We start from the raw sequence: 17,512 nt of genomic DNA on the forward strand, positions 1-17,512 counted from the left end.
AAACCATAGGGGTCTGCCCTCCCCGGCATAGGATTCGTATATGATTCCGGCCCGGACGGCCCGTATGCGCCTCAAATGCTATGAAATCCCTACGCAATCTGCCGGTTCCCTGTCTCGCATCCCTATGCCCGTCCGCTTAATTGCGATGCCGCCGCAACGGAGGCGGCATGCGATGCAAGATTGGCGTCCCCGCTGGACCCTGAAGATCGGCCTGCGCCTGCTCGGCCTAGCCTTGCTGGCCACGCTCTGGCCCGAAGGGCGCGCCCTGGCTGCGCTCGCCCATGGCCATCCAGCGGTCACCATCGGCCAATTGTCGCTCGCCGCGCTGGCCTTTCTTTGTGCCAGCGGCGGGATGGCGCTGCTGTTGATGGGCCCCGACCTGTGGAAGCCGGTGCGCCTCGCTGATCGCTGGACCGCGCGATAAGGTTCATGACCAAGATTTCATGATGGGATCATCCGGCGGGAAGCCGGGCCGGCCTATTGCCGCGTCATCGTCGCAGAGGAGTAGCGACGCGCGGACCACAGGCCATGACCAGACCCATTTTCTTCGATCCCACCGGCCGGCGCGGCATCTGGGCGCGGCGCGCCCTCGCCGCCCTGCTGTGCGCCATCATCGCCGCCACCATTGCCTTTGCGACGACGCTGATCGCCGTCCCGTCGGAAGGCGATCTGGCGCTGCCTTTGCCCCAGCCACGCGCCGCGCATCTGACCGGCATGTCGCGGCTGCGCCATGACCTGTCCAAATGGCTGCCGCGCTGGCCCGGCCATGTCGCACAGGCCCGTCCGCTCAATGTCGGCTTCTATGTCCCCGATGACGAAAGCAGCATCGCCTCGCTGCGCCGTCATGTCGGCCAGCTCGACTGGGTCGTGCCCGCCCTTGTGACCGTGCCGGGCAGCGATCCCGCGCCCCGATTCCATGCCGACCCGCGCCTGGACCAGATGATCGCCAGCATGGGCCGACCGCCCAAGCTGCTGCCGATGGTCCAAAATCTCGACGCCCATGGCTGGAACGGCGCCGGCACCGCCCGCCTGCTCGCCAATCCGGCCGCCAGCCGCCAGCTCGCCCAGCGGCTCGCCGCCTCGGTCGCGGCGCATCATGATGCCGGGCTGGTGATGGACTTTGAATCGCTGCCGTCCGGCGCGCTGCCCGCCTATCTCCATTTCCTGCGTCAGTTGCGCAGCGACCTGCCCGCCCGCGCCAAGCTGGCGGTGACCGCCCCCGCCGGCGAGGAATGGCCGCTCGCCCGCCTCGGCCAGATCGCCGACCATGTCATCTTCATGGCCTATGACCAGCACTGGCAGGGCGGCACGCCCGGCCCGATCGCGGCGCAGGACTGGTTCGCCCGCGCGGTCGAGGATGCCAGCCGCCGCGTCGGCCGCGATCGCATCATCGTCGCGCTCGGCAGCTATGGCTATGACTGGCATGATGGCGGCGCCGATGCCCTGTCGCTCGACGAAGCCTGGCTCGCCGCCCATGACAGCGACGCCCCGGTCAGCTTCGACCCCGCCAGCGGCAATGCCGGCTTCGCCTATGATGATGACGGCCATCGCCATCAGGTCTGGATGCTCGACGCCGCCGCCAGCTGGAACGAGCTGCAGGCGCTGCGCCGTCTGGGCATCCAGGGCGTAGCGCTGTGGCGGCTGGGCAGCGAGGATCCGGGCATCTGGTCCGATCTCACCGCCTTCCGCAACGGCAGCCGGCCCGACCTGCGCCAGGTCGCGAGCAAGCTCGACACCGATGTCGAGGGATCGGGCGAGATATTGCGCATCACCGCCACGCCGACCGACGGCAGCCGCTCGATCGCCTTTGGCCCGCAGGGGACGATCCTGCGCGAAACCTATCATGTCCTGCCCACCCCCTATCAGGTGCGGCGGACCGGCGGCGCCCAACCCAAGATGCTGGCGCTGACCTTTGACGACGGCCCGGACGCGACCTGGACGCCCAAGATCCTGGCGGTGCTGGAACAGCATCATGTGCCCGGTACCTTCTTCGTCATCGGCGAAAATGCGCTGGAGCATCCCGGCCTGTTGCAGCGGATCGTCGCCGACGGCGACGAGATCGGCAACCATAGCTACAGCCATCCCAATCTCGCCACCTGGTCGGACGAGAGCACGCGCCTCGAACTCAACGCCACCCAGCGGCTGGTCCAGGCCTATACCGGGCGCAGCATGAAGCTGTTCCGCGCCCCCTATTTCGGCGACGCCGAACCGACCACGGCGGACGAACTGGGTCCGGCACTGGCCGCGCAGAAGGCGGGCTATACCGTCGTCGGCCTGCACGTCGATCCCAATGACTGGCAGCGGCCCGGCACCGATACGATCGTCCGCCAGGTGATCGATCAGGTCCATGCCGCCGATGCCGAACGGTCCGGGAATATCATCCTGCTGCACGACGGTGGCGGCGAACGCTCACAGACGGTCGCCGCCCTGCCGCAGATCATCACCACCTTGCAGAAGGAAGGCTATCGCTTCGTACCGGTGTCGCGCCTTGCCGGCCTGTCGCGCGAAGCAGCAATGCCGCCGGTCCGTGCCGGCGACCTGACCGCCGTGCGCGTCGATGTCGGCATGTTCATCACCTTGGCCGTCATCTCGGCCCTGCTCGGCTGGATCTTCTATGTCGCCATCTCGCTCGGCATCGCCCGCGCGCTGCTGATGACCTTCCTCGCCTGGTTCCAGACCCGGCGTGATCGCCCGGCCCCGCTGGTCTATCAGCCGACCGTCTCGGTCATCATCCCTGCCTATAATGAGGCGCGGGTGATCGAGGCATCGGTGCGCCGTGTGCTGGCCAGCGACTATCCCGCATTGCAGCTGATCGTCGCCGACGACGGGTCGAAGGACGAGACCAGCGCCATCGTCACCCGCGCCTTTGCCGACGATCCGCGCGTCACCCTGCTGACCTTGCAGAATGGCGGCAAGGCGGCGGCGCTTAACCGCGCCCTCAAGGATGCCACCGGCGAGATATTGATCGCGCTCGACGCCGACACCCAGTTCGAGCCGCTCACGATCGCGCGGCTGGCGCGCTGGTTCGCCGATCCGGCGATCGGCGCGGTGGCCGGTGACGCCCGTGTCGGCAACCGGGTCAATCTCGTCACCCGCTGGCAGGCGCTGGAATATATCACCGCGCAGAATCTGGAGCGGCGCGCGCTCGCCGGCTTCGACGCCATGACCGTGGTGCCCGGCGCCGTCGGTGCCTGGCGCCGGACGGCGCTGGATGCGGTCGGCGGCTATCCCGAAGACACGCTGGCCGAGGATCAGGATCTGACCATCGCGATCCAGCGCGCCGGCTGGCGCGTCACCTTCGATCCCGAGGCGGTCGCCTGGACCGAGGCGCCTGAAAGCTTCAGGGCATTGTCGAAGCAGCGCTATCGCTGGGCCTTCGGCACGCTGCAATGCCTGTGGAAACATGCCGCCATCCTGCGCAGCCGCAAGCCGACCGGCCTCGCGCTGGTCGGTATGCCGCAGGCCTGGCTGTTCCAGATCGTCTTTGCCGCCATCTCGCCGCTGATCGATCTGGCGCTGCTGCTGTCGATCGCCGGGACGATCCTGCGCGTGCAGCAGCATGGCTGGGCCCAGACCAGCGGCGACGTCGCGACCATGGCGCTCTACTGGCTGGTGTTCACCGGCATCGATATTGCCTGCGGCTGGATGGCCTATCGGCTCGACGGCAACAAGGTGCGCTACCCCGCCCATCTGCTGGTTGCCCAGCGCTTCGTCTATCGTCAGATCATGTATTGGGTGGTGGTGCGCGCGATCGCATCGGCCATTGGCGGCTGGGTCGTGGGATGGGGCAAGCTGGAGCGGTCGGGTCGCGTCTCGGTCACGCCGGCTGCGGCGGCCCCAGGCATGAACAAAGTGTAACATGACACGTAACCCCGCCTCGCCCATTCTACCCGCAAACACAGCTCAGGACATGGCCAGGAACATGGAGGCCCCGCGCATAGACAAGACCGCAACCAGCCGCCTGCTGATCGGCCTGGCGCTGTGTGCGGCGTTGATGAGCGGCGCCTTCTTCCTGCACGTCCGCCGCGATGCGGAGGATCATGGCAGCGTGTCGGGCGCCAGCGCCCAATTGCTGCCGGGGCTGACGCTGGAAAATGCCGAGCCGGCCGGCACCGGCCTTGTCGTCACCAGCATGGAATCGAGCGGCCCGGCAGCCCGCGCCGGCATCGCCGTGGGCGACGACCTCATCCGTATCGACGGCACGCCGATCGCCTCGCTGGACCAGGCCAATGCCTATCTCAGCCAGCATGGCAACGCCCATCTCATATTGGGCTTGCGGCATCAGGATGCCGTCCGCATGGTGGCGCTCGACCGTTCGCCAGATTAGGGGGCCGCGCGCATGAGCCACAAGATTCTGGTGGTGGAGGATGATGCCGCCACCGCCGCCTATATCGTCAAGGGCATGACCGAGGCGGGCTTTACCGTCGATCAGGCGGATAATGGCCGTGACGGCCTGTTCCTCGCCAGCGACGGCAGCTATGGCGCGATCATCCTAGACCGGATGATGCCGGCGATGGACGGCATGGCGATGCTGAAGGCGCTGCGTGCCGCCAGCATCGAAACCCCGGTCATCTTCCTTTCCGCGCTCGGGACGCCCGAGGACCGGGTCGAGGGGCTCACCAGCGGCTCCGACGATTATCTGACCAAGCCCTTCGCCTTTGCCGAACTGCTCGCGCGGGTGCAGTTGCTGCTGCGCAAGGCCGGCGGCAATGCCGCGGTCGTCACCAGCCTGCGCTATGACGATCTCGACATGGACCTGCTCGCCCGCCGGGTGAAGCGCGCCGGCAAGGCGATCGACCTGCAACCGCGCGAATTTCGCCTGCTCGAATTCTTCCTGCGCCACCCCGACCAGGTCGTCACCCGCACCATGTTGCTGGAAGGCGTGTGGGACTATCATTTCGACCCCGGCACCAATGTGATCGACGTGCATATCAGCCGCCTGCGCCGCAAGCTGGACGACGTATCGGACCGGCCGCTGCTGCATACGGTGCGTGGCATGGGCTATCGCCTGGGCCTCGATGGCTGAGGTGGAGGCGCGGGCCGGGGCTGCGACCGGCTGGCGCGGCTTTGCCCGGTCGACCATCGGCCGTTTCGTCGGGCTCGCCTTCCTCTGCCAGTTCCTGGTGACCGGCGGCGTGCTGTTGTTCGTGCAGCAGGCGAGCCAGCGCACCGTCGTCGCCGCCGACCGCGATGCCGTCCATGACCTGCGCGACGAATTGCTGCGGGTCGCGCGGGAGCGCGGCGCGGCCGGGCTGCGGCAGGATATCGAACGGCGCCTGCCCACCGTGCGCAGCGAACGCATCGTGCTGTTGCTGACCGATGCGCAGGGCCGGATCGTCGCCGGCAATCTGGGCGCCTGGCCGACGACAATTCCCGACAATACCCCCTGGCGCACGATCGAGCTGTATCGCATCGGCGGCGAACAGCCCGAGCCGATCGGCGTCAGCACATCCCGCCTGCCCGATGGCGGCCGCCTGCTCGCCGGCATCGTCACGTCCCACAGCCTGCAACTGACCCGCATCTATGAGGAGGCGCTGACCATCGCCTTCCTGATGAGCCTGCTGCTCACCCTCATCATCGCCATCCTGCTCGGCCGGGTGCTGGCACGCCAGATCTCCGCGATCGCCGACACCGCCAATGCGGTCGCCGTCGGCGCCTTCCATCGCCGGGTCGCCACTGACGGCAGCGGCGACGCCTTCGATCGGCTGGGCCTGTCGATCAACGCCATGCTGGAGCGCATCGACGCGCTGGTCAGCCAGTTGCGGATGATGACCGATGGCCTGGCCCATGATCTGAAATCCCCCGTCACCCGCCTGCTCTCGGTGGTCGAGCAGGCCAGCACCCAGACCCGCGACGACCAGGCGCTCGACGCGCTGGAAAAGGTCCATCGCGAGGCGCAGACGCTTCAGGGGATGCTCTCGACCGCCCTGCTCATCAGCCGTACCGAGGCAGGCTTCGGCAGCGACCGGATGCGCGACACGCCCATCGCCGAACTGCTGAAGGATCTGGCCGAAGTCTATGGCCCGCTGATCGAGGATAGCGGCTTCACCCTCCATGTCGCCGCCCCCGCCGGCCTCGCCTTCCCGCTCCACCGCGAACTGGTGAGCCAGGCGATCGCCAATCTGGTCGAGAATGCGCTGAAATATGCCGAGGGCGGCGACAGCATCGCGCTTGAAGCCGCGATGGATAGCGACGCGCTCAGCATCAGTGTCAGCGACAATGGGCCGGGCATTCCCGCCGACCAGCATGAGGCGGCGATGAAACGCTTCGGCCGACTCGACCCGTCGCGCACCAAGCCCGGATCGGGGCTGGGCCTGTCGCTGGTCGAGGCCGTGGCACGGCTGCATCATGGCGCACTGCTGCTGGGCGATGCCGCACCCGGCCTGCGCGCGACATTGCGCCTGCGCCGCCCCGCCTGAGCAGCGCCCGATTTTCCAGCGATTTCAGGGGAAAGGCACATCCCGGCCGACAGCGTAGCGCGTGCAGTCGCCGGCCATCGACCGGGATGAAGCATTGCCACCCTTTTGGAGAGGGGAGTGACAACGTTGTCCTGCGCATTAGCGCGTAGCCGCAGGGGTTGCAACAGCGATTTGCCACGGCTCGTCGCAGGACATGAAAAAAGCCGCCAAGCCCTTGCAGGCCGGCGGCTTATTTTCTGTCGGTCGGCTTGTATCAGCCGCCGTAGAGATTGGTCGGCAGGCCCTTCACACCGCATTCCACCTCGAAAAAGGCGCCGTCATAGTCGGATTCGGGCAGGCCGATCGCGGCCGAGCTGACGAACATGCGGTCGAGGTCGGGACCGGCGAAGGTGATGTTGGTCACTTGCTTGGCTGGCAGTTCGATCGCCCGATCGAGCTTACCCTCGGGCGAAAAGCGGCTGATCCGCGAACCGCCCCAATGGGCCACCCACAAATAGCCTTCGGCATCCACCGTCATGCCATCGGGATGGCCATCGGCTTCGGTGAAGGTGATGAAGGGCTGGCGATCGTGAATCGTTCCGTCCGGGCCGCGGCAGAAGCGATACATGATCCGGCGGCCGGTATCGCTATGATAGAGATACTCGCCGCAGGCCGAGAAGGCCGGGCCGTTGGGCACGCGATAGCCATCGTCCATCACTGTGACCGAACCATCGGGATCGAGGCGATAGAGCGCGCCGACATCCTGCCCTTCGGCCATGTCCATCGTGCCGCACCAGATGCGGCCATCCTTGTCCGCCTTGCCATCGTTCATGCGATTGCCGGGCAGATGCGGTTCGGGATCATGGATCGGGGTGATCGCCAGCGGGTCCAGCGTGAAGCTGGCAAAGCCGCTCTGGAAACCACCGATGAAGCCGCCCTGCGCCCGCTCGGCCACCCAGCCAAGCGGTTCGGGCATGGCCCAGCGCGACACCTGGCCATCGTCGAGCGACAGGCGGTTGAGCGCCGGGGCGAGGATATCGACCCAATAGACGGCATTTTCACGGGCGGACCAGAGCGTCCCCTCCCCCAGCGTGTCGCGGATATCGCCGCGTTCGATCTTGCGCCAGGCGGTCATGTCAGCGCTTCACCGACAGGCGATAGACCATCTGGTGATGATAGGGCTTGCCCGGATCGACCCGCGCCGAAACGAAGCTCGGCTGATTGGGCGAGTCGGGGAATTTCTGCGGTTCCAGCGCGATGCCGTCACCCATGCGATACACATGGCTGTTCTTGCCGATGAAGGTGCCGTCCAGGAAATTGCCGGTATAGAATTGTACGCCCGGCTCGGTGGTCAGCACTTCGAGGACGCGGCCCGATGCCGGATCTTCCAGACGCGCGGCCAGGCCCGGCATCTTGGTCAGCCCCTTGTCGAGCGCGAAATTATGGTCATAGCCGCGGCCCGCGATGATCTGCGCATCATGGCCATCGCGAATGCCGTCGGCAACGCGGCGACCATTGCGGAAGTCGAACACGCCGCCTTCCACCGGCTTCAGTTCGCCGGTCGGGATCAGGTTGGCATCGACCGGGGTATAGGCCTTGGCCGGAATCGTCAGCACATGGCCCAGCGCGCCGTCGGTCGAGCCTTCGCCGCCCAGGTCGAAGATCGCATGGTTGGTCATGTTGACGATGGTCGGCTTGTCGGTCTTCGCGTCGAACGCAATGCCCAGATTGCCACTCTCATCCAGCGTGTAGGTGACGGTGACGTCCAGCTTGCCGGGATAGCCCGAATCGCCATCGGGGCTGACCAGCGACAGTATCAGCGTCGCGACCGGGCCGCTCTTGACCGACACGACCTTCCACACCTGCTTGTCGAAGCCCTTGCCGCCGCCATGCAGCGAATTGACCTTGTCGTTGAGCGGCAGCTGATAGGCCTTGCCATCAAGGCTGAACTTGCCGCCGGCGATGCGGTTGGCATAGCGGCCTACGGTCACGCCGAAAAAGTTGGGATGGTCGACATAGCCGGCCAGATCGTCATAGCCGAGCAGCACATCGGCGCTCTTGCCGTCCTTATCCGGGCCGGACAGCGACTGGAGCGTCGCGCCATAGCTCAGGATCTTGGCCGACACGCCATGGCTGTTGCTCAGCGTGATCGTCTCGATCGCGGTGCCGTCCGCCAGCTTGCCGGCCGGGGCACGGCTGGCATCCGCCGCCATCGCCGTGCCGCTTGCGAGCGACAGGGCCAGTGCGTATGACAGCGCTGTTTTCAAATCGACGACCTTTCGCATGGACTTCCTCTCGTGAAACCTACGCCCATTGACGGGCGGTTACGGGGGATATACTCCGACAAAATAAGCGGACGCAACCCTAGATCGGTCTCGTCAGCTAGTGGAACTGCACTGGAGAAGGATGAATGGCAGGACCGATTTCCTCAGGCGCTGCGCCGGTCGCAACGCATAACCCCGGCACGCGTTATGGGCCCGCGCTCGCGCTGCTGGCCAGCCTCTTCTTCATGTGGGGCTTCATCACCGTCATCAACAACACGCTGCTGCCGCATCTGCGCAGCGTGTTCGAGCTGAGCTATACCCAGACGACCTTGATCGAATCGGTCTGGTTCATCGCCTATTTCGTCGCCTCGATTCCCTCGGCCAAGCTGATCGAGCGGGTCGGCTATCAGAAGTCGCTGGTGATCGGCCTGCTGATCATGGCTGCCGGCGCGCTGGGCATGACGGTCGCCGCATCGATCCCCTCCTATGGCGTGACCCTGGTCATGCTGTTCGTGATCGCTAGCGGCATCACCCTGCTGCAGGTCGCCGCCAACCCCTATGTCGCGGTCGTCGGCAAACCGGAAACCGCCTCGTCGCGCCTCAACCTGGTGCAGGCGATGAACTCGGCCGGCACGATGCTGGCCCCGATGTTCGGCGCCTATCTGATCCTCGGCCGGTCGAAGGCCGGCACGGCGCAGGGCGAAGTCGTCCTGACCCAGGCCGAACGCCTGGCCGACGCCCAGTCGGTGATCCTGCCTTATGTGCTGGTCGCGATCGTGCTGGTGGTGCTAGCCTTCGTCATCGCCCGCTTCCCCCTGCCCGCCATGGGCAGCGCGACCTCGCGCCTGGCCAAGGAAGAGCGCAAGAAGCATTCGCTCTGGTCGCACCGCAACCTGGTGTTCGGCATCCCGGCGATCTTCATCTATCTGATCGCGGAAATCGGCGTCGCCAACCTGTTCGTCAATTTCGTCAGCCAGCCGACCATCGCCAACCTGACCCATGAGCAGGCCGGCAATTATCTGTCGCTGCTGTGGGGCGGCATGATGGTCGGCCGCTTCGCCGGTTCGGCGATCATGCAAAAGTTCGACGCGGGCCATGTCCTCGCCGCCTTCTCGGTCGGTGCCTTCATCGTGATGATGGTCACCGTCTTCACCACCGGCCCGGTCGCCATGTGGTCGCTGATCCTGGTCGGCCTGTTCCACTCGATCATGTTCCCGACCATCTTCACCCTCGGCATCAAGGGCCTCGGCCCGCTGACCGAAGAAGGTTCGGGCCTGCTGGTGATGGCAATCGCCGGTGGCGCACTGGTCGTGGTGCAGGGCTGGATGGCCGACCATTATGGCCTGCAGACCAGCTTCCTGCTGACCGCCGCCTGCGAACTCTATGTCCTCTTCTACGCCCTGTGGGGATCGAAGACGACGCAGGCGCTGCCGGAGCCGGAACTGCACTAAACGTCAGGCTTGGACCCAAACAGAAAAGGCCGGGGTGGATCGCCACCCCGGCCTTTTCTGTTTGGGTTGTTTTGCTAGGCGCCTACGGCGCCTCCCCTCAGCGCCCCATCGTGCTCGCCGTATCCTCCAGCGCCAGGTCGACCAGCACACCCATCGCCTCGGCCGCCGCGACCGGATCGCCCGCCGCGATCGCGTCATAGACGCGGACATGGTCGGGAATCGGGTTGCGCGGCAGGGCGCGGGCGCGCTGCTTGAACTGGGTGGTCCAGTTGACCGCCGCGCCGATGCTGGCAGTCAGCGTCAGCAAGGCATCATTGCGCGTCGCGTTCAGGATCGCATTGTGGAAATCGCGGTCGGCCGCGCGCCCTGCCTCGGTCGCCAGCGTATGGCGGCGCATCGCGGTCAGCGCATCCTTCATGATGCGCAGATCCTCCTTGTCGCGCCGCATCGCCGCCAGCCGCGCTGCTGCCGGCTCGACGATGGCGCGCAGCTCGAACAGGTCGCGCACGAACTGGATGTCGGGTTCGCCGGCAAAGGCCCAGGCCAGCACTTCAGGGTCCAGCAGGTTCCAGCGATTGCGCGGCAGCACGCGGGTGCCCGCCTTGGGCCGGCTTTCGACCAGCCCCTTGGCGGTCAGCACCTGGATCGCCTCGCGATAGGCGCTGCGCGATACTTCCAGTTCCTCGGCAAAGGCGACTTCGCCCGACAGCGTGTCGCCGGGCTGATATTGGCCGGACAAGATCGCCATGCCCAGCTTGTGCGCGATCGCGCCATGCAGCCGGCGACCGGGGCCGCGCGTCGGCTTGGCCGCCCCTCCGCCATTGTCCGCCCCTGCCCCATTTCCGGGCGGCTTCCCCTGTTCCATTCACGCTCCTCTCGGCCTGCCCCTCATCAGGCATGGCTCTTCTTAAAAGACAATCATTGCCATTACCATCTTCCTGTAATATGTCGGAGTAATTAAGGGATGGAAAGGGAAAAGGCGGCCGCCATTCGGCTGATTGCCCGACCTTTCCAGGCAGCGCGCCAGCTTGGCGCAAAGCGGGATTGTCTAGCCAATACCAGCGCCATGGATCGGCGCGCGGGAGGAGAGTTTTTCATGACATTGCGTCTGTTGCAGCACCGCGCCGAAAACGGCGTCCGGTCCGTGATCGCGGCCGAAGGTGAAACCGCCCATTTCGTTCCCGGTTTCGACAGCATCCGCGCGCTCGCGCTGCATGCCATCGACCGCAAGATCAGCCTGGCCGAAGCGGTCGCCGCCGCGGGCAAGGGTGATGCTGTCAACATCGGTGTCGCTTTCGAGGCCGGCGAACTGCTCGCCCCGATCGACCATGAGGATGGCGCCCATATCCAGCTGACCGGCACCGGCCTCACCCATCTCGGCTCGGCCGAGGGTCGCGACAAGATGCACCGCGAAGCGGCCGCCGTCGAAAAGCAGACCGATTCGATGCGCATGTTCCTGGAAGGGCTGGAGGGCGGCAAGCCCGCCGCTGGCCAGACCGGCCAGCAGCCCGAATGGTTCTACAAGGGTGACGGCTCGCAGCTCGTCGGCCCGACCGACCCGCTCACCATGCCAGCCTTTGCCAAGGATGGCGGCGAGGAACCGGAAATCGCCGGCATCTACATCATCGGCCCCGACGGCATGCCCTATCGCCTCGGCCTCGCGCTCGCCAACGAGTTCAGCGACCATGTGACCGAGCGCCACAATTATCTGTGGCTCGCCCACTCCAAGCTGCGCCAGGCTTCGCTTGGCCCGGAACTGCTGGTCGGCACCCCGCCCGAACATATCGAGGGTACCAGCCGCATCCTGCGCGACGGCCAGACCATCTGGGAAAAGCCGTTCCTGTCGGGCGAAGGCAATATGTCGCACAGCTTCGCCAACCTGGAACATCATCATTTCAAATATGACCTGTTCCGCCGCCCCGGCGACGTCCATGTCCATTTCTTCGGCACCGCCACCCTGTCCTTCAGCGACGGCGTGCAGACGCAGGAAGGTGATGTGTTCGAAATCATCGCCGCGCCGTTCACCCTGCCGGTGCGCAATGCGCTCAAGCGTGCCGAACCTGTCGAAGTGACCGTACAGGCGCTCTGAAGCGATGGACCCGATCCGCATCGCGATCATCGGCATCGGCAAGATTGCACGCGACCAGCATGTCCCCGCCATCCGTGGGAACAGCGCATTCAGTCTTGCCGCGACGGTCAGCCCGCATGACGCCGGGCTGGACGACGTGCCGCACCATGCCAGCCTGGACGAATTGCTGGAACAGGGTCCGGCCGTCGATGCGGTCGCGCTCTGCACCCCGCCCCAGGTCCGTTACGACCTGGCGGCGCAGGCCCTGGCCAAGGGCATCCATGTCTTCCTGGAAAAGCCGCCCGGCGCGACCCTGGCTGAAGTGGCCGCGCTCAGCGCCCGTGCCGACAAGGTCGGGGCCAGCCTGTTCGCGGCCTGGCATTCGCGCTTTGCCGCCGGCGTCGCCCCGGCCCGCGCCTGGCTTGCCGAACGGCGGATCGACAAGGTGTCGATCATCTGGCGTGAAGATGTCCGCGTCTGGCATCCGGGCCAGGCCTGGATCTGGCAGCCCGGCGGCCTGGGCGTGTTCGACCCCGGCATCAACGCCCTGTCGATCGCGACCCATATCCTGCCGCGCCCCTTCTTCCTGAAGGACGCGACCCTGGTGCTGCCGGAAAACCGCGCAGCGCCGATCGCCGCCGACATCCTGTTCCGCGACACCGCCGGCGCCGAAATCCACATGGATCTCGACTGGCGCCAGACCGGCCCGCAAAGCTGGGACATCATCGTCGAAACCGATGCCGGCCCCTTGAAGCTCAGCCATGGCGGCGCCGTGCTGTCGCTGCCCAGCGGCACCGAACATGGCGAGGATATCGAATATGCCGGCCTCTACAGCCGCTTCGCCACATTGATCCGCGGTGGCCGCAGCGATGTCGACACCGACCCGCTGCGCCTGGTCGCCGACGCCTTCCTGCGCGGCAAGCGGGAAACCACCGACGCATTTCACGACTGACATTCGAGAGGAGAGAGGAATGTTGAAAGCCCTGCGCCGTACCACGGCCGCGCTGCTGCTGTGCGCCACCGCGCTCGCCCCGGCCGCGCACGCCCAGACCGGCGGCAAGCCGACCACGGCGACGATCCATGCCGACCAGCCCGGCGCCGTCTATGACAAGCGCGTCTTCACCCAGTTTGCCGAGCATCTGGGCAATGGCATCTATGGCGGCCTGTGGGTCGGCAACGACAAGTCCATCCCCAACACCAACGGCTTCCGCAACGACGTCGTCGCCGCACTGCGCAACCTGTCGGTGCCGGTGATCCGCTGGCCCGGCGGCTGCTTCGCCGACGAATATCACTGGCGTGAGGGCATCGGCCCCAAGAAGGACCGCCCGGTCAAGGTCAACACCCATTGGGGCGGCGTGACCGAACCCAACACCGTCGGCACGCACGAATTTTTCGAGCTGCTGCGCCAGGTCGGCGCCGAAGCCTATATCGCCGGCAATGTCGGCAATGGCACGCCGCAGGAAATGGCCGAATGGGTCGAATATATGACCGCGCCCGCCGGCAGCCTTGCCGAACTGCGCGCCAAGAACGGCCATAAGGAACCCTGGGCCGTTCCCTATTTCGGCATCGGCAACGAGCTGTGGGGTTGCGGTGGCAACATGCGCCCCGAATTCGCCGCCGACGAAACCCGTCGTTACGCCACGTTCGTCAAGGCGCCCGCCGGCACCAAGATCATGAAGGTCGCCGCCGGCGCCAATGTCGACGACTATAACTGGACCGAAACCATGATGCGCGTCGCGGGCGACAAGCTCGATGGCGTCTCGCTCCATTATTATGTCCACCCCGCCGGTGGCTGGCCGCCGCGCGCACCCGCCGTCGATTTCGACGAAAATGGCTGGGCCGACGCACTCAACGGCGCGATGCACATGGACGAGCTGATCACCAAGCACAGCGCGATCATGGACAAGTACGATCCCAAGAAGCGCGTCTTCCTGGCGGTCGACGAATGGGGCAGCTGGTATGCCCAGGATCCGGGCACGCATCCCGGCTTCCTGCGCCAGCAGAATACGCTGCGCGACGCGCTGATCGCCTCGATCCATCTCGACATCTTCGCCAAGCATGCCGACCGCGTCCGCATGACCGCGATCGCGCAGATGGTGAACGTGCTGCAGGCGATGATCCTGACCGACGGCAAGAAGATGGTGCTGACGCCCACCTATCATGTCTTCGAGATGTACAAGCCCTGGCAGGACGCCACCGTGCTGCCGATCGACATCCAGTCGCCCTGGTATGCGAAGGATCAGTACACGATGCCGGCGGTCAGCGGCTCGGCGGTCAAGGGCAAGGACGGCAAGGTCCATGTCGGCCTGTCGAACCTCGACCCGAACCAGACCAACACCGTCACCGTGAAGCTCGATGGCCTGAGCGCCAGCGGCGTCACCGGTCGTATCCTGACGGCGTCGGCGATCAATTCGCACAACACGTTCGACGCGCCCGAAACCGTCAAGCCCGTCGCCTTCACCGGCGCACAGGTCAGCGGCGGCACGCTGACCGTCGCGCTGCCGCCCAAGTCGGTGGTCGTGCTCGAACTGCAATAAGGCTTTTCGCCAACTGGGTGGGCGGCTCTTCGGGGCTGCCCGCCCATTTTTCGTTTTCGATAATTTGGGGAGAGGCCGGCAGATGCGGCAGACCATCATCACCTTGGCAAGCCTTGCCCTGCTGGCCGGCAGCGCGATCGCGCAGGCACCGACTGCGCCGACCGCCACCACGCTCAACGACCGGCTGACCGGCGACCTCGTCCCCACCCATGATCCGGTCATCATCCGCGAAGGCGGCACCTATCATGTCTTCAGCACCGGCCATGGCGACCGGCTGATCGAGACGCGGACCTCGCCCGACCTTGTCCACTGGACCGCCGGCAAGCCCGTCTTCACCGCCCTGCCCGACTGGGCCAAGCAGGCGATCCCCGGCAGCAACGGCATGTGGGCGCCCGACATTTCCTATGTGAACGGCCGCTATCGCCTCTATTATTCGGTTTCGACCTTCGGTTCGAACCGCTCGGCCATCGGCCTTGCCACCAGCCCGACACTCGACCCCAAGGCGAAGAATTTCGGCTGGCGCGACGAGGGGCTGGTCGTCATGTCGACCAGGGAGGATGATTATAACGCGATCGATCCCAATTTCATCATCGACCGCGATGGCCGCCACTGGCTGAGCCTCGGCAGCTTCTGGACCGGTATCAAGCTGTTCGAGCTGGATCCCAGGACCGGCAAGCCCAAGGATCCCAAGGCCAAGCCCTATTCGATCGCGCGTCGCCCGGCCCCCGCCGGCGGCCCGGCGCCGGTGGAAGCGCCCTTCATCGTCGATCATGGCGGCTATTATTGGCTGATGGTCAGCTATGACTATTGCTGCAAGGGCGTGAACAGCACCTATTACACCGTGATGGGCCGCTCCAAGGACATCACCGGTCCCTATCTAGGCAAGGACGGCAGCCCGCTGATGGAAGGCGGCGGCAGCATCTTCCTGCGCGCCGACCTGCAGGAACAGCAGCGCTTCCGCGGCCCCGGCCATGCCGGCTGGCTGCATGATCGCGATGGCAAGGACTATGTCGTCTACCATGCCTATGACAAACAGGCGAACGGCGCCCCGACCCTGCGCATTGCGCCGGTGCGCTGGGGGGCTGACGGCTGGCCCGTTGCCGATTATTGATCCAATTGTCTGACTATCGCCGCGTCCCGCCGCGGCATCAGGAGAGAGAAGAATGAATTTCGCCCTGTCCCGCCGTGGCTTCCTTGCCAGCACTGCCGCCTTGTCGGCCGCGCCGATCGCCGCGCGCGCCGGTGCCGCCGCTCCGGCCGTTGCCGCCCCGGTTCCGGTCAATCCGCTGGTCAAGCAGCGCGCCGACGCGCAGGTCTTCCTGCATGATGACGGCTATTATTACATGACCGGATCGGTGCCCGAATATGACCGTCTGGTGCTGCGCCGCTCCAAGACGCTGGCCGGCCTTGCCACCGCCGAGGAGGCGGTGCTGTGGCGCCATGAGGCAAGCGGCCCGCGCTCCGGCTTCATCTGGGCGCCCGAACTCCACCAGATCGACGGCAAATGGTACATGTATTTCGCCGCCGGCCCGAGCGGCGGCGGCGACGACGTGTTCCGCATCCGCACCTATGCCGTGGTATGCGACGGCGCCGATCCGATGACCGGCAAATGGAGCGTACTGGGCGAATTCCAGGCCCCCTGGGACAGTTTCAACCTCGATTCCACCAGCTTCGTCCACAAGGGCGTGCGCTATTTCGCCTGGGCCCAGAAGGAACCGGGCATCAACACCAACAGCAACCTTTACATCGCCAAGCTGGAATCGCCACTGAATCTGGCCGGCAAGGCGACCCGCCTGACCGTGCCCACGCTCGACTGGGAAGTGCGCGGCTACAAGGTGGCCGAAGCCCCCGCCGTCCTGCATCGCAATGGTCGCCTGTTCATGACCTATTCGGCCAGCGCCACCGACGCGCGCTATTGCCTGGGCATGCTGACCGCCGACGAGAATGCCGACCTGCTCGATCCTAAGAGCTGGACCAAGTCGCCCCAGCCGGTGTTCAAGACCTGCACCGAAACCAGCGTCTATGGCCCCGGCCACAACAGCTTCACCGTGGACGAGAAGGGCCGCGACATCCTCGTCTATCATGGCCGCGACTATGAGGCGATCCAGGGCGACCCGCTGTTCAACCCGGACCGCCACACCCGCGTCCAGCGCCTCTATTTCCAGGCCGACGGCACCCCGGACTTCGGCGTGCCCGTGGGCAATGGCGCGATGCCGGAACGGTTCGTCTCGGCTGCCGATCCCAAGGCGCTGCTGGCCCATCAGGGCACGGAGCTGATCGCGGGCAATCCCGCGCTCGCCCAGACCCAGTTCCGCCAGTCGCCCGGCCGCGCCGGCGCGAAGAGCGTGATGCTCTCCCCCATCCTGCTGCCCGATCATTATCTGGTCGCGGCCAAGGACGGCACGGTCAGCCTGATGAAGGATGATCGCAGCGCCGATTTCGCGCTGCGCAGCCAGTTCGTCCGGTTCGAGGATGCGGCCCAGGGTACGGTCCGCTTCGCGACCATCGCCGTCGCCGGCAAGCATCTCGCCGCAATCGACGGGCGCATCGGCCTCGCGCGCAGCAAGGACCCGCGCACGCAATGGTACGCCGACTGAACGCGACTCGCCGAGTCTGACAAATAGGGCCATGGGCTCGCGCCGCCAAAAGCCGCGCAAGCCCATGGCCTTTCGGCCTTTTATGGCCTGAAACGCCCGAAAAACCGGGCCAGAATCGCTGCGGCAAATTTGCAACATGGGTGCCACGTAGCGCAACCCCGACCCAATATTTCACTTGCGCTTCTCAGCATGTGGAA

General features: G+C 65.8%; 14 protein-coding genes. 11 read left to right on the forward strand and 3 right to left on the reverse strand.

Translation table 11 applies throughout. From position 1 onward, the window contains the following. The first annotated feature begins 172 nt into the window (after positions 1–172). The 5 genes from DIZ22_RS13790 (at position 173) to DIZ22_RS13810 (ending at position 6,419) form a co-directional block, all read left to right on the forward strand. The gene (locus DIZ22_RS13790; protein WP_048937399.1) at positions 173–424 is read left to right on the forward strand and encodes a hypothetical protein; all 252 of its coding nucleotides are present in this window, start codon (positions 173–175) and stop codon (positions 422–424) included. A gap of 104 nt (positions 425–528) precedes the next feature. Next, the gene (locus DIZ22_RS13795; protein ID WP_048937400.1) at positions 529–3,858 is read left to right on the forward strand and encodes a glycosyltransferase; all 3,330 of its coding nucleotides are present in this window, start codon (positions 529–531) and stop codon (positions 3,856–3,858) included. A 64-nt stretch (positions 3,859–3,922) separates the two neighbouring features. After that, a complete protein-coding gene (locus DIZ22_RS13800) occupies positions 3,923–4,327 on the forward strand; it encodes a PDZ domain-containing protein (protein ID WP_010338093.1) in 405 nt (134 codons plus the stop codon). A 12-nt stretch (positions 4,328–4,339) separates the two neighbouring features. Next, positions 4,340–5,026 carry a response regulator transcription factor gene (locus DIZ22_RS13805; protein WP_004208490.1) on the forward strand — a complete coding sequence of 229 codons (687 nt, stop codon included), beginning with the start codon at positions 4,340–4,342 and terminating at the stop codon, positions 5,024–5,026. Continuing rightward, on the forward strand, positions 5,019–6,419 hold the full coding sequence (locus tag DIZ22_RS13810; protein ID WP_048937401.1) for a HAMP domain-containing sensor histidine kinase: 1,401 nt from the start codon (positions 5,019–5,021) through the stop codon (positions 6,417–6,419). The genes DIZ22_RS13805 and DIZ22_RS13810 overlap by 8 nt, the downstream gene beginning before the upstream one ends. A gap of 253 nt (positions 6,420–6,672) precedes the next feature. On the opposite strand, the gene DIZ22_RS13815 is transcribed toward DIZ22_RS13810, so the two are convergent. Together DIZ22_RS13815 and DIZ22_RS13820 are read right to left on the reverse strand one after the other, a co-directional pair. Then, the gene (locus DIZ22_RS13815) at positions 6,673–7,533 is read right to left on the reverse strand and encodes an SMP-30/gluconolactonase/LRE family protein (protein ID WP_048937402.1); all 861 of its coding nucleotides are present in this window, start codon (positions 7,531–7,533) and stop codon (positions 6,673–6,675) included. A gap of 1 nt (position 7,534) precedes the next feature. Beyond that, positions 7,535–8,683 (reverse strand): aldose epimerase family protein, encoded by a 1,149-nt coding sequence (locus tag DIZ22_RS13820; RefSeq protein WP_048937403.1) that lies wholly within the window; start codon positions 8,681–8,683, stop codon positions 7,535–7,537. Positions 8,684–8,808: 125 nt separating this feature from the next. Between DIZ22_RS13820 and DIZ22_RS13825 the strand changes: the two genes are divergently transcribed. Continuing rightward, positions 8,809–10,113, forward strand: a complete 1,305-nt coding sequence (locus tag DIZ22_RS13825; protein ID WP_004208494.1) for a sugar MFS transporter — start codon at positions 8,809–8,811, stop codon at positions 10,111–10,113. 97 nt (positions 10,114–10,210) lie between these two features. Here DIZ22_RS13825 and DIZ22_RS13830 read toward each other — a convergent pair whose 3' ends face one another. After that, positions 10,211–10,978, reverse strand: coding sequence for a FadR/GntR family transcriptional regulator (locus DIZ22_RS13830; RefSeq protein WP_010338088.1), 768 nt, complete (start codon positions 10,976–10,978; stop codon positions 10,211–10,213). A 231-nt stretch (positions 10,979–11,209) separates the two neighbouring features. Between DIZ22_RS13830 and araD1 the strand changes: the two genes are divergently transcribed. From araD1 to DIZ22_RS13855, 5 genes are all read left to right on the forward strand, one after another. Beyond that, positions 11,210–12,202 carry an AraD1 family protein gene (araD1, locus tag DIZ22_RS13835; protein ID WP_048937455.1) on the forward strand — a complete coding sequence of 331 codons (993 nt, stop codon included), beginning with the start codon at positions 11,210–11,212 and terminating at the stop codon, positions 12,200–12,202. A 4-nt stretch (positions 12,203–12,206) separates the two neighbouring features. Continuing rightward, positions 12,207–13,133, forward strand: a complete 927-nt coding sequence (locus tag DIZ22_RS13840; protein ID WP_048937404.1) for a Gfo/Idh/MocA family oxidoreductase — start codon at positions 12,207–12,209, stop codon at positions 13,131–13,133. A 19-nt stretch (positions 13,134–13,152) separates the two neighbouring features. Further along, positions 13,153–14,718, forward strand: coding sequence for an alpha-L-arabinofuranosidase C-terminal domain-containing protein (locus tag DIZ22_RS13845; RefSeq protein WP_048937405.1), 1,566 nt, complete (start codon positions 13,153–13,155; stop codon positions 14,716–14,718). A gap of 82 nt (positions 14,719–14,800) precedes the next feature. Next, a complete protein-coding gene (locus DIZ22_RS13850; protein WP_048937406.1) occupies positions 14,801–15,829 on the forward strand; it encodes an arabinan endo-1,5-alpha-L-arabinosidase in 1,029 nt (342 codons plus the stop codon). 52 nt (positions 15,830–15,881) lie between these two features. After that, positions 15,882–17,315, forward strand: coding sequence for a glycoside hydrolase family 43 protein (locus DIZ22_RS13855; RefSeq protein WP_048937407.1), 1,434 nt, complete (start codon positions 15,882–15,884; stop codon positions 17,313–17,315). Positions 17,316–17,512 lie beyond the last annotated feature (197 nt).

Source organism: Sphingobium sp. LF-16, from assembly GCF_003711185.1.
Classification (GTDB): domain Bacteria; phylum Pseudomonadota; class Alphaproteobacteria; order Sphingomonadales; family Sphingomonadaceae; genus Sphingobium; species Sphingobium yanoikuyae_A.